Below are 12,357 nucleotides of genomic sequence, written 5' to 3' on the forward strand. Positions count from 1 at the left end.
TGACAGTGGGGCAACATTCGCGCAACCTGATACCGCTCCCACATATGAGGGCAGGTGCAATCCGTGAAGCCAGCGCTGCAGCCCGGCCGGTTGCTGGCCACCAGATACCGGCTGATCGACCAGATCGGCTCCGGCGGCATGTCGGTGATCTGGCGGGCCCACGACGAGGTACTCGACCGGGTGGTCGCACTGAAGGTGCTCGCCCCGTCGCTGGCCGCCGACGCCAGGTTCCGCGACATGGTCCGCGAAGAGGCCCGCGCCGCCGCACAGCTGGTCCACCCGAACGTCACCTCGGTGCACGACTACGGCGAGACGGTGTCGCCGGACGGCGCCATCACCTCGTTCGTGGTGATGGAACTGCTCGCCGGTGAGGAGCTGGAGTTGCGGCTCACCGAGGGCCCGCTGCCGTGGCCGCAGGCGGTGGAGATCGGCGCCCAGGTCGCCGACGCGCTGGCCGCCGCCCATCGGCTCGGCATCGTGCATCGGGACATCACCACGGCCAACGTGATGATGACCCAGGTCGGCGCGAAGGTACTCGACTTCGGCATCGCCACCCGGATCGGGGCTCCCGACGACGACGAGGACGGTGCCACCTTCGGCACCCCCGCTTACGTGGCGCCGGAACGGCTCGACGGTGCTCCGGCCCAACCGGCGACCGATGTCTACTCGCTCGGGGTGCTGCTGCACGAGACCCTGACCGGCCGGGTCCCCTACCCGGCGGACACCTGGGACGAGCTCAGCGTCGCGCTCGCCGAGCGCCCACCGCCGTCACTGGCCGGGGTGCCGGGGCTGCCGGCCACGGTGGCCGAGATCTGCCTGCGTTGCCTGTCGCAGGATCCCGCCGACCGCCCCACCGCCCGGCAGGTGGCCACCGTGCTGCGGGACCAGATGCTGCCCGCCGATCCGCAGGCCAACACGATGCTCGCACCCACCGTCACGCTGCCCGCGATGGGACGGACCCACGCGGACCCGGTCCCGGCCTGGGTTCCACCGACCGCCGGCCCCACCGCCTTGCAACCCGCCCTCAACGGGGCCGTCTCGGGCTCGCTTGCCGGCACCTCGGTCGCCTCCGGTGCCGTCGTCGACAGCGCCGCCGGACATCCGGACGGGCGCGACGCGCAGACCAGCGCCGGCATGCTCGACGGAGCCTGGTCGCCCCCGGTCTTCGGGGCCGACCCGGGACGGGGACAGCGACTGCCGCGCCCGGCACCGGTGTCCGAGGGCGACCCGCGGCGGCTGCGGCGGCCGCTGCTCGTCACGGCGGCCGTGGTCACGCTGATCGCTGCGGCGCTGGCGGTGCCGGCACTGCTGCGGGACGACGACGCCGGGCCGCCCGCCGTACTACCCACGACCGGACCGACGGCGACGTCCGAACCGGCCCCACCGGACGGCACCGCCGGCGTGCCGCCGACTCCCGCACCGTCGAGCACCTCGGCCACGCCGGCGGCGACGACCGGCGCGCCGAACCCGCCCGCGAGTGGCGACAGCCTCGTCGAGGCCGCGAACCGCCTGGACGAGGTGATCGGTGCCGGTCTCGCCGACGGTGGCATCCGCGACGACGTCGGCCTCGACCTGCGCAACGAGCTGCGTAACCTGACCCGGGCGGTGACCGGCGGCGAGGGCGAGCTGGGGCCGGGCGTCGCCCGGCTCCGGGAGAAGGTCTCCATCCGACTGCGCGAGAACGGGTTGAGCCCGGCCTACGCGCAGCAGTTGGACGCGGCGATCACCGCGCTCGGTGCCGCACAGGTCTGACAGCGACCGGTCAGGCCGGGGTGGTCCGGACCGGCTCACGTACCGCGAGACGCGGGGTCGCGGTGGCGAGGAAGCGGCGGTAGACCTCCTCGTAGCCGATGGCCATCCGTTCCGTGGAGAAGGTCCGGGCCACATGGGTCACGCAGTCCTTCGGGTCGAGGTCGGCGGCCTGGCGCAGCGCCGCCGGCAACTCGTCCGGCCGTTGACAGATCAACCCGCTCACCCCGGGACGGACGAGTTCCGGCACCGCTCCCCGGTTCAGCGCCACCACGGGTGTCCCGGTGGCCATCGCCTCCAGCATCACGATGCCGAACGGTTCCTCCCACTGGATCGGCATGACCAGGCAGCGCGCCTCGACCAACAGCCGTAGCACGGCCTTCCGATCGGCGTCGAGCATCACCGTGACGTCCGGCCCGAGCATCGGCCGGATCACCTCGTCGTAGTAGCGCCGCTCGGCGGGCTCGTTGCACTTGCCGGCCAGCACCAGCGGTAGACCCGCCGCCCGGCAGGCGCGGATGGCCAGCTCCGGCCCCTTGTCGGGGCTGAACCGGGCGAGCCACAGCACCGGCCCCCGACTGGGGGCGTCCTTGCGCGGAAAGTCGTCGAGGCTCATCGCGTTGTGCACCGTGCCGACCCAGGGCAGGTGCGGATTCAATCCCCGTTGGGTGTGTGAGATCGCCACCAGGCCCACCCCCCGGTCGGTGTTGCTGAGCACCGTGCCGTACTCGCCCACCGGGTTGCCGTGCACGGTCGCCACCGTGGGTACCTCCCGCCGGCCGGCCACCAGCGGGCCGATCGTGCTGTGGTCGTGCACGATGTCGAAGTCGGCCGCACTGAGCAGATGGTTGACCCGGGCCAGGTGGGCCAGTTCGGGCAACGCCTCCCCGAGGCGGTCGAACTGCAACTCGTCGAGGGTGGCGAGGAAGTCGGCGGCGGTGCCGTGCGCCGCGCCGGCACCCATCAGGGTCACCGCGTGCCCCCGGGCGACCAGGGCGTCGACCAGGCCGGCCACCACCTGTTCCAGTCCGCCGTACCCGGGCGGTGGTACCGACAGCCAGGGCGGCACGACCATGGCGATCCGCAATCGCTGCTCACGCGCAAGGTTATCGGCCACATGCCCTCCCCGTCGCTGTCCGGAGGCGTCGGCCCCGATCGGCTGCCGTGCTGGGATCGAGCGTCTTCCCGGTCCCGGCAGGGACAAACCGGGGGCGCCGGGTCGCCGATTCAGCCACCTACCAGCAGTTGGTCCCGTACCATGCACACGCCCTCGGCCGACCACGCGGTCCGCTCCGCCTGATCCCGCTCCCACCAGGACCGCACCACCCCGCTCAGGGTCACCGTGTCGTCGCGAACCTGGACGGTCACCCGTTCCGTGCCGATGCCCCGCAGCAGGGCCCGTTGCACGTCGGTGCGGATCCGGTCACTGTCGGCCGGGGCGGCGGGCCGCACCTCGACCAGGTTGGTGACACCGCGCACGCCCCGCAGCCGGCGCAGCTCCCGCTCGGCGGTACGCCGCTGCCAACCGAACTCGACCGCGCCACGCAGCATCAGCCATCCGTCGGAGACGGTGAGGTCCAGCCGCTCGGCCGGCACGAAACTGTTCCACTCCAGCGCCCGGCTGGCCGCGATCGCCAGGTCGCCATCGGTGATGTCGACCGGGCCGGTGGGGCGCACCTCGATGTCGTCGGCGACCGCCCGCACCCCGCGTACCCGTTGGGCCCCGCGTACCGCCGCCCACCTGCGGGCGGCGCTGTCCACTCCGCCGGTGAGGGACACCACCCCGTCGCGCACGCTCACCCCGATGTCGGTCGAGCGCACCTGCGCGTCCCAGGCGAGTTCGTCGAGCACGTCGCGCTGGATCTGGTCGTCGCTGCGGGTCGCCGTCGCCGCGGTCATGGCACCCCTATCCGCCTCAGGTCTTGTCCCCCGAGGCTGCCGGCCGGCGGGGTGAGCCGGGTTCACCCGATCCGGGTGAACCCGGCTCAGACGGAGGAAGGGCGGCGGGTGCCGCGGCCAACCCCCTTGGCCACGCCACCCGCCGCCCCGGAGGGAGGAAGCAGGTCCTGTCTCGTTAGGACGCTTCGGCGAGCGTCACGGTTGCCGTCGCCTCGGCCCCATTCCGCTGGTACGTCACCTCGACCTGGTCACCGACCTTGCCGGCCTGGACGGCGGCCACCAGGTCGTTGGAGTCATTGATCACCTTGTCGCCGAACCGGGTGATCACGTCACCCTGTTGCAGCCCCGCCCGCTCTGCCGCGCTGCCCGGGTTCACCGCGCCGATCAGCGCGCCACCGTCGGGCGCGGCGTTCACGCTGACCCCCAGCGACGGGTGGCTGATTTTTTCGCCACGCTGGAGCTTCTCCGCGACGTCCTTGGCCTTGTTGCTCGGGATGGCGAAGCCCACGCCGATGTTTCCGGTGCTGCCCTGTCCGGCGGTGGCGATCGCGGTGTTGATGCCGATCACCTCGCCCCGGGTGTTGACCAGTGCGCCACCGGAGTTGCCGGGGTTGATCGGGGCGTCGGTCTGTAGCAGCCCCGAGATCGAGCTGACCGCCTGACCCGGGAGCTGCTGGCCGCCACCGGCCTGGATGGTGCGGTCCCGGGCGCTGAGAATGCCCGCGGTGACCGAGCCCTGTAGGCCGAGCGGACTGCCCAGCGCGAGCACCTGGTCACCGACCTGCATGGCGTCGCTGTCGCCGAGGGTGGCCGGTTGTAGGTCGGTCAACCCGTTCGCCTTGAGCACCGCGAGGTCGGTCTTCGGGTCGGTGCCGACGACCTCGGCCTGGGTGCTGGTGCCGTCCGCGAAGAAGACCCGGACCGTGTCGCCGCCTCCGGCGATCACGTGGTTGTTGGTCAGCACGTAGCCGTCGGCGCTGAGCACCACGCCGGAGCCCTCACCACTGCCGGTGCTGATCGACACGACGCTGTCCTGCACCGACGCGGCGATGCGCGGCAGGTCGGCGCCGTCGATCACGGGCGCGGCGCTGTAGGTGCGGGTGACCCCGCCGCCGTCGCTCAGCGCCAGGGTGAGCGCCCCACCGGCGACCCCGCTGCCCAGCATGAGTGCGAACACCGCCACGCCGGCTCCGGCAAACTTGGCGATCTTGCCAAGGCGGGGCCCGCTGGACGGAGCGGGCGCCCACGGGGCCGGTTGCCCCGGGTAACCGCCCGGAGTTCCGGTCTGCCCGAGGTAGCCGCCCGACGTTCCGGCGGCCTGCCCCGGATAACCGGACTGCCCGGCGCCGGGCCCGGGCGGCTGGGCGCCGCTCCAGGCGGGCTGGCCGGGATACCACGGATTTGCGGGGTAGCGGGCGCCCGGCTGTTGCGGATGGTGGTACGGGTGGCCGCCGGTCGGCGCCCAGCTGGGCTGGCCGGAGACCGGCTGCGCCGCCGGGGTCGAGCCGGCGGCCGGCGTCGGCTGGCTCGGCGCGGCGGCCGGGCCGGCCGGCGACGGGTCCACGGCCCGGACCGGTACGGTCGGCGCCTCGACCGTCGGGTCGGCGTCGGGACTGGCGGGGGACGGGGAGTCGGACCGCGCGTACTCGGCGCGGGACAGCTCGGGTTGCGACGGCTCGGCGTCGGTAGGGGCCGGCCGGCGCGGGTCGGACTCGTACTCGGTCATGCCCTTACCTTCTCCCATCGCTCTGCGTCCCGCCTTGGGGCGGACTGAGGATTGGCTGAAAATCACTCGTCGTCGATGTCGCTGGCTGGTGCGAGCGGCAGCCGTACCCGGAAGGTGGCGCCGCCACCCGGCGTCTCGGTCACCTCGACCGTGCCCTGGTGCACGGTCACCAGCGCGGCCACGATGGCGAGGCCGAGACCGGTGCCGGTGTTGCCGTCCGTCCGACGGGTACGCGAGGCGTCCACCCGATAGAAGCGCTCGAAGACCCGCTCCGCCTGCTCGGCGGTGAGCCCCGGCCCGGTGTCGGCCACCTCGATCACCGCCAGACTGCCGGGCTCCGCGTGCAGCCGCAACGTCACCGCCGCACCGGCCGGGGTGTGCCGCACCGCGTTGGTCATCAGGTTGCCGATCACCTGCCGCAGCCGGGCGTCGTCGCCGCGTACCACAAGGGGCCCCGAGCCGGGCTCGATCTCCAGCTCGATCCGCCGGTCCGGCGCCATCGCCCGGGCCGCCGCCACCGCGTCCGCGGCCAGCACCGGCAGTTCCACCGGGGCGAGCGAGAGCGGTCGTTCGCGATCCAGCCGGGCCAGCAGCAGCAGGTCCTCCACCAGCAGACCCATCCGGGCCGCCTCGTCCTCGATCCGGCGCAGCAGGTCGGAGGTCTTCTCCGGGGCACGGGCGGCACCCTGGCGGTACAGCTCGGCGAAGCCCCGGATGGTGGTCAGCGGGGTGCGCAGCTCGTGTGAGGCGTCCGCCACGAACTGGCGCATCCGTTCCTCGGAGCGGCGGGCCCGGGCCTCGGATGCGCGAGCACCCTCGGCAGCCTCCCGGGCGGCCACCTCGGCGGCCCGCGCCGCGGACTCCGACGCCGCCCGGGCGGTGAAGGCCAGCTCGATCTGACCGAGCATCGCGTTGAGTGCCCGGGAGAGCCGCCCCAGCTCCGAGGTCGGGCAGGGCTGACCGTCCTCCGGGTCGGGCACCCGTCGGCTGAGATCTCCGCCGGCGATGGCGGCGGCGGTGCGTTCGATCTCCACCAGCGGCTTGAGGCTGGTCCGGACGATCGCCGCCCCGATCGAGGCGAGCAGCACCAGGACCGCCCCACCGACCAGCAGGTCGATCCAGATGAGCCGCTTGACCGCCTGATCCACGTCGGTCAGGTGCTGCGCGATCGCCGCCCACTGACCGTTGGGCAACTCGGTGTACAGCACCCGCCAGCGCATGTCGCCGGCCCGGGCCCGGGCGGGGAACGGCTTCCCGGCCGCCTGCTCGAAGCCGGCGGCGTTCTCCGGCCAGGGCGGTAGGTCGTTGACGTCGAACCGCTTGGTGTCGAAGTAGACCCAGGAGACGGCGCCGGTCCGGCTGTCGGTGAAGACCACCAGGTAGTCGGTGGGCAGGTCGGTGCCGAACCGCTCGGCGCCGGCCACCTCTTCGAGGTTGTTGGCCGAGGTCGTCAGTTCCGCGTCCACCTGGTCGACCAGGTAGCTACGGAGAAAGATCGTGGTCAGCGAGGCGATCACCAGCAGCGCGGCGGCGACCAGGGTGAGCACGGCCGCGACCAGCTTGACCCGCAGCGGTACCGCGCGGAGCCAGAGCTTGCCCTGCTGAAGGGCGTTCACGCCGCCGGCTTGCGCAGGACGTACCCGACGCCGCGCAGGGTGTGGATCAGCCGGGGATCGGTCGTGTCGACCTTGCGACGCAGGTACGAGATGTACGACTCGACGATGTTGTCGTCGCCCCGGAAGTCGTAGTTCCACACGTGGTCGAGGATCTGCGCCTTCGACAGCACCCGGTTGGCGTTGAGCATCAGGTAGCGCAGCAGCTTGAACTCGGTCGGCGAGAGCTGCACCCGCTGACCGGCCCGGTACACCTCGTGGGTCTCCTCGTCCAACTCCAGGTCGGCGAAGGTGAGCCGGGCGGGTGCCTGATCGCCGGTGCTGGTGCGGCGCAGCACCGCCCGGATCCGGGCGGTCAGCTCCTCCAGGCTGAACGGCTTGGTCACGTAGTCGTCGCCGCCCAGGGTCAGCCCACGGATCTTGTCGTCGGTGGCGTCGCGGGCGGTGAGGAAGACCACCGGCGTACGCGTGCCGCCCTCGCGCATCATCCGGATCACCTCGAACCCGTCGAGGTCCGGCAGCATCACGTCGAGCACCACGAGGTCGGGACGATGATCCCGGGCCGCGCTCAGCGCGGCGCTGCCGCTGGTGGCGGTGGCCACGTCGAATCCCGCGAAGCGCAGGCTCGCGGAGAGCAGTTCGAGGATGTTCGGATCGTCCTCGACGACGAGAAGTCGCGCCTCGGTCTGGGTAGCGGCCATGCCGCCCATCATCCGCGCAGACACTGCGCCTCTGCTGGGCGGATGCTGGAAAGAACCTGTGAGCGAACCAGGCGGACCCGCTGGTCCGGCCACCCGGTCACCCGGCCTCGACGGTCAGGCGGCCAGCGGCAACTCCCGCTCCGGCTCCCCCGCCGTCCCGGCGGGGGATGCCGCGGCCGGAGGCCGGGCCGGTACCGGCAGCACTGTCGCTGCGGGCCGCGCCGGCCGTCCGGGCACGGCGAGCACCGACGTCGGCTGCGGGACTGGCGTCGACGGTACGAGATGCACCGCCGACTCGGCGACCCGAGCCAGCGCCCGCCGGTCGGCGGACCGTCCCGGGTGCAACGGCGCGGCGATGTCGACGCAGACCGTCAACCTCCGGACCGCGAGCATCCGCCGCACCGATCGCACCAGGGTCTCGTCGCCCACGAAGGCCGGTGCCGTGGTGGTCTCGCCGGTCACCCCGCAGCGGTAGCCGATCCGCAGTGGCACGACGGGCGCCCCGGCGTCGATCGCGGCCTGGAACATCGCCGGCCGGAAGCCGCTCGCTGGACGGCAGACGGCTGCCGCACCACACCACGTGGTGCCCTCCGGGAACACCGCGACCGAGCGACCCGCCCGCAGTGCCGAGGCGACCCGACCCACTGTCGCGGGCAGCCTGCGAGGGCGGGCCCGGTCCACGAAGACGGTGCCGCCCGCGCGGGCGAGCAGACCGACAAGTGGCCACCGCCGGACCTCCTGCTTGGCCACCAGCCGGGCCGGGGCGACCGCGAGCAGCGCCAGCACGTCCCACCAGGAGACGTGGTTGGCGACCAGCAGGGCCCGTCGCCGAGGCAGCCGACCACGCACTTCGAGGCGTACCCCGCAGGCGCGGGCCGTGGTGCGGGCCCAGCCACGTAGCGCGGCCTGACGTTCCCGGGTCGGCAGCGCCGGGAGCAGGGCCGCCAGCCCGATGCCGAGCCCGAGCATGCCGAGCAGGCCGGCGGCGCGACCCAGTTGCCGGACCGACGAGATGGCGGGAGTGCCACCGGGGCCGGGCAGGCAGTCCGGACCGCAGCCGGAACTCGGCCGCCAGAGCGCGTTCACGGCTGCCCGCCGAGGAAGTGCCGCAGGTAACGCGGGTTGATCCGGTCCATGGAGAGCAGCACGTAGAAGTCGGCCACCCCGAAGTCCGGGTCGTACGCGGGCTCCCCGCAGATCTGGGCGCCGAGCCGCAGGTACCCGCGCAGCAGCGGCGGGACCAGACTGGCGGATCCGGCGACGGTCTCGGTCGGCACGCCGGGCTCGGCGAACCAGGGTCGCAGCGGCCGGACCCGCAGCGGCGGCGGCGCCAGGTGCTTCGCCCGGGCCTGGGTCCAGACCTCGGCGGCGGCAAGTCCACCGTCGGCCACCGGCACGGAGGCACACCCGCCGAGCCAGCGCAGCCCGCGTAGATGCAGGTAGCGGGCGATGCCCGCCCACATCAGATTGATCACCGCTCCGCTGCGGTGCGCGGGGTGCACGCACGAACGGCCCGCCTCGACGAGCTGGGTACGCAACGGGTCGAGCGCGGTCAGGTCGAACTCGCCCTCGGCATAGCGGCGGTCGGTGCGCCCCGGCGGGAGCAGCCGGTACGTACCGACCACCTCGCCGCTGCTCTCCTGGCGCACCACCAGGTGGTCGCAGTAGGTGTCGAAGATGTCGCGGTCGAGGCCGGCCGCGTCGGCGGACACGGTGGCGCCCAACTCGCCGGCGAACACCTGGTGACGCAGGCGTTGCGCGGCCTCGACCTGGCTGGGATTGTCGGCGATCGAGAGGGTGTAGCCGCTGGTCGTCAGTGCGACGTCCGCGGCTGGCAGAACGGCCATGCCCTCTGTGTAGCGCCCGGTCGGTTGCCGGCCATGGTGACCAGCGATGTCGATCCGGTGAACGGCGGTCGGCGACCGGTGGCCGACCCGCCACCGCGGCCGTCCGCGGCGGCGTGCGAGGCTGCCGGTGTCCCGGCGACGAGGCCGGGCGGGCGGAGGGGCTTGATGATCATCGAGGGACGCTTCAACGGGCCGCCCGGCTCGGGCAACGGCGGTTGGAGCGCCGGGATCTTCGCCGCCGCGTACGGCGGGGACGGTCCGGTCGAGGTGACCCTGCGCCGACCGCCGCCGCTGGACACCCCGCTGACCCTCGTCGACGGGCAGGTACGCGACCCGGCCGGCGAGGTGATCGCGCAGCTACACCCGGTGAGCGATCTCGGCGAGGTCGTCCCGCCGGTGGACCTGGCGACCGCCCGGTCGGCCTCGGCGGCGTACCCGGGGCTGGTGGAGCACCCGTTCCCCGGCTGCTACGTCTGTGGCCCGCAGCGCTCCGACGGCCTGCGGATCTTCCCGGGGCGGCTGCCGGACGGTCGGACGGCCGCGCCGGTGCGGGCGCCCCGGCAGGTCGCGGTCGCCACGGTCTGGGCGGCCCTGGACTGCCCCGGCGGCTGGACGGTGATCGGCGCCGGCCGCCCGTACGTGCTCGGCCGGATCGCGGCCCGGATCGAGGCGCTGCCCCGGCCGGGCGACGAGTGCGTGGTGACCGGTGCGTTGATCGGCGCCGAGGGCCGCAAGGCGTTCGTGCACACCAGCCTGCACACCCCGGACGGCCACCCGCTCGGCCACGCCCGTGCGACCTGGATCGCCGTGTAGACACGGCGATCGATCGGCTCGTACCTGGGGATGAGACGGCTCCTGCCTGAGGCGGACCACGATTTCCCGAACGAGCCCGATTGAATTGCTTGACCATTAACGTCACGCTGTGCAACGGCGCACCCCGGCGCCGCCACGGGAGGAGAACGATGACCGACGGGCGACCAAGCCCCACCAACGACGCGCAGATCGTGGTCTCCGGTCTGACCAAGCGGTACCGCAACGTGCTCGCGGTCAACAACCTGTCCTTCACTGTCGAACCGGGTCGGGTCACCGGCTTCCTCGGCCCGAACGGTGCGGGTAAGACCACCACCCTGCGAATGCTGCTGAACCTGGTCACGCCGACCGCCGGAGGAGCGACCATCGGTGGCCAGCGGTACCCCGATCTGGCCGACCCGCTGCGGCATGTCGGCGCGGTCCTGGAGGCGTCCAGCGCGCACAAGGGCCGCACCGGCATCAACCACCTGCGGGTGATCTCCGCGGCGGCCGGGTTGCCGCGGGAGCGGGCCGACCAGGCGTTGGAGTTGGTCGGGCTGACGCCGGCCGCCAAGCGCAAGTTCAAGGGCTACTCGCTGGGCATGAAGCAGCGGCTCGGCATCGCCGCGGCGATGCTCGGCGACCCGCGGGTGCTGATCCTCGACGAGCCGGCCAACGGCCTGGACCCGGAGGGCATCCGGTGGATGCGCGGGTTCCTCAAGGGCCTGGCGGCCGAGGGCCGCACCGTGCTCGTCTCCAGCCACCTGCTCTCGGAGATGCAGCTGCTGGCCGACGACGTGGTGATCATCGCGGCCGGACAGCTGGTCCGGCAGGGTCCGGTGGAACAGGTGATCGGTTCGATGGCGCAGGGCGTCCGGGTCCGGGTCCGCACCCCGCAGGCCGACGCGCTGACCGCCGCGCTCAAGGACGGGCCGGCCACGGTGGAGAACGACGGGCAGGGCGCCCTCCTGATCGGTGGGGTCGACGCCCCGGCAGTGGGCCGGGCGGCCCTGACCGCCGGGGTGGAGCTGCACGAGCTGACCACTGAACGACCCGACCTGGAACGCGTGTTCCTGGAACTGACGGCCGGAAAGGCGGGCATCCGATGACCAACCTTGTCCGGTCCGAACTGCTCAAGATCCGTACGACCAGCACCTGGTGGTGGCTGGCCATCGGGGCGTTCCTGTCGATCGCCCTGGCCTTCGCCTTCAACGCGTGGCTGGCCAACGAGACGCTCAGCGGCGGCGGAGAGGAGTTCGGCTACACCGGCGACGCCGCCTCCGCGCCTGCTCAGGCCGCGAACCTCTACACCTCGGGGCAGTACCTGGGGCTGATGTTCGTGATGCTGATCGGCATCCTCATGGTCACCAACGAGTTCTTCCACCAGACCGCGACCACGACGTTCCTGGCCACCCCGCGACGCACCTCGGTGATCGCCAGCAAGCTCATCGCGGCCAGCCTGCTCGGCTTCGCGTTCTGGCTGGTGACGACGATCATCGACCTCGCCGCCGGAGCGACGTTCCTGTCGCTCAACGACTACGGCACGCTGCTCGGCGAATGGGAGGTGCAACGGGCCCTGCTGCTCAACCTGATGGCGTACGCGATCTGGACGGTGCTCGGCGTGGGCATCGGCACGCTGATCACCAACCAGTTGGGCGCGGTGATCACCGCCTCGGTGCTCTACCTGATCGGCACCCAGGTGGTGGGCCTGCTCTTCCTGCTGCTGGCCAACCTGCTCGACAACATGGCTGTGATCAAGTGGCAGGTGATCTGGCCGGCCGCCGCCTCCCAGGTCATGATCACGCCAGGCGAGAACGAGATGCTGCCCGCCTGGTGGGTCGGCGCGGTCGTGCTGGTGGGCTACGCCGTGGTCAGCGGCATGGTCGGCATTCTCATCACCCGGCGCCGCGACATCTCCTGACAACCGGGCGGCCGACTCGGGTCGCCCCGCCCCGACGGGCCCGGTCCACCGGTCGACAGCCGGCCGACCGGGCCCGTCGGCCATAACAGCGATCAAGGGAATACGCAGCGCT

11 protein-coding genes are annotated in these 12,357 nt (G+C 72.6%); 4 read left to right on the plus strand and 7 right to left on the minus strand.

Annotated features, from left to right (window positions below; all coding sequences use genetic code 11):
- The first annotated feature begins 63 nt into the window (after positions 1 to 63).
- Complete coding sequence (locus O7601_RS01710; protein WP_281564553.1) at positions 64 to 1,752, plus strand: serine/threonine protein kinase; 1,689 nt, start codon at positions 64 to 66, stop codon at positions 1,750 to 1,752.
- 10 nt (positions 1,753 to 1,762) lie between these two features.
- Here the strand turns inward: O7601_RS01710 and O7601_RS01715 are convergent, their stop codons facing one another.
- The 7 genes from O7601_RS01715 to O7601_RS01745 form a co-directional block, all read right to left on the minus strand.
- Complete coding sequence (locus O7601_RS01715; RefSeq protein WP_281566758.1) at positions 1,763 to 2,824, minus strand: glycosyltransferase family 4 protein; 1,062 nt, start codon at positions 2,822 to 2,824, stop codon at positions 1,763 to 1,765.
- 152 nt (positions 2,825 to 2,976) lie between these two features.
- On the minus strand, positions 2,977 to 3,648 hold the full coding sequence (locus O7601_RS01720; RefSeq protein WP_281564554.1) for a BON domain-containing protein: 672 nt from the start codon (positions 3,646 to 3,648) through the stop codon (positions 2,977 to 2,979).
- Between the two features lie 175 nt (positions 3,649 to 3,823).
- Complete coding sequence (locus O7601_RS01725; RefSeq protein WP_281564555.1) at positions 3,824 to 5,374, minus strand: trypsin-like peptidase domain-containing protein; 1,551 nt, start codon at positions 5,372 to 5,374, stop codon at positions 3,824 to 3,826.
- A 62-nt stretch (positions 5,375 to 5,436) separates the two neighbouring features.
- Positions 5,437 to 6,990: a HAMP domain-containing sensor histidine kinase gene (locus O7601_RS01730; RefSeq protein ID WP_281564556.1), complete on the minus strand. Its 1,554-nt coding sequence runs from the start codon at positions 6,988 to 6,990 to the stop codon at positions 5,437 to 5,439.
- Positions 6,987 to 7,688 carry a response regulator transcription factor gene (locus O7601_RS01735; RefSeq protein WP_093405284.1) on the minus strand — a complete coding sequence of 234 codons (702 nt, stop codon included), beginning with the start codon at positions 7,686 to 7,688 and terminating at the stop codon, positions 6,987 to 6,989. The genes O7601_RS01730 and O7601_RS01735 overlap by 4 nt, the downstream gene beginning before the upstream one ends.
- Before the next feature lie 114 nt (positions 7,689 to 7,802).
- Positions 7,803 to 8,774 (minus strand): lysophospholipid acyltransferase family protein, encoded by a 972-nt coding sequence (locus O7601_RS01740; RefSeq protein WP_281564557.1) that lies wholly within the window; start codon positions 8,772 to 8,774, stop codon positions 7,803 to 7,805.
- On the minus strand, positions 8,771 to 9,535 hold the full coding sequence (locus O7601_RS01745; RefSeq protein ID WP_281564558.1) for a GNAT family N-acyltransferase: 765 nt from the start codon (positions 9,533 to 9,535) through the stop codon (positions 8,771 to 8,773). The genes O7601_RS01740 and O7601_RS01745 overlap by 4 nt, the downstream gene beginning before the upstream one ends.
- Positions 9,536 to 9,700: 165 nt before the next feature.
- Here O7601_RS01745 and O7601_RS01750 point away from each other — a divergent pair, with 165 nt between their 5' ends.
- The 3 genes from O7601_RS01750 to O7601_RS01760 all read left to right on the plus strand — a co-directional run bounded on the left by O7601_RS01750 (position 9,701) and on the right by O7601_RS01760 (position 12,245).
- Positions 9,701 to 10,348, plus strand: coding sequence for a hypothetical protein (locus O7601_RS01750; RefSeq protein ID WP_281564559.1), 648 nt, complete (start codon positions 9,701 to 9,703; stop codon positions 10,346 to 10,348).
- A 149-nt stretch (positions 10,349 to 10,497) separates the two neighbouring features.
- Entirely contained in the window at positions 10,498 to 11,433 is a 936-nt protein-coding gene (locus O7601_RS01755; protein WP_281564560.1) for an ATP-binding cassette domain-containing protein, read from the plus strand.
- Positions 11,430 to 12,245, plus strand: coding sequence for an ABC transporter permease (locus O7601_RS01760; protein ID WP_281564561.1), 816 nt, complete (start codon positions 11,430 to 11,432; stop codon positions 12,243 to 12,245). The genes O7601_RS01755 and O7601_RS01760 overlap by 4 nt, the downstream gene beginning before the upstream one ends.
- Positions 12,246 to 12,357 lie beyond the last annotated feature (112 nt).

This window comes from Verrucosispora sp. WMMD573 (assembly GCF_027497175.1).
GTDB lineage: Bacteria > Actinomycetota > Actinomycetes > Mycobacteriales > Micromonosporaceae > Micromonospora.

Coding starts and splice junctions, on each gene's coding strand:
- O7601_RS01745 (WP_281564558.1), bottom strand. CDS start 9,535: ATGGCCGTTCTGCCAGCCGCGGACGTCGCACTGACGACCAGCGGCTAC.
- O7601_RS01715 (WP_281566758.1), bottom strand. CDS start 2,824: ATGGTCGTGCCGCCCTGGCTGTCGGTACCACCGCCCGGGTACGGCGGA.
- O7601_RS01720 (WP_281564554.1), bottom strand. CDS start 3,648: ATGACCGCGGCGACGGCGACCCGCAGCGACGACCAGATCCAGCGCGAC.
- O7601_RS01750 (WP_281564559.1), top strand. CDS start 9,701: ATGATCATCGAGGGACGCTTCAACGGGCCGCCCGGCTCGGGCAACGGC.
- O7601_RS01755 (WP_281564560.1), top strand. CDS start 10,498: ATGACCGACGGGCGACCAAGCCCCACCAACGACGCGCAGATCGTGGTC.
- O7601_RS01760 (WP_281564561.1), top strand. CDS start 11,430: ATGACCAACCTTGTCCGGTCCGAACTGCTCAAGATCCGTACGACCAGC.
- O7601_RS01735 (WP_093405284.1), bottom strand. CDS start 7,688: ATGGCCGCTACCCAGACCGAGGCGCGACTTCTCGTCGTCGAGGACGAT.
- O7601_RS01725 (WP_281564555.1), bottom strand. CDS start 5,374: ATGACCGAGTACGAGTCCGACCCGCGCCGGCCGGCCCCTACCGACGCC.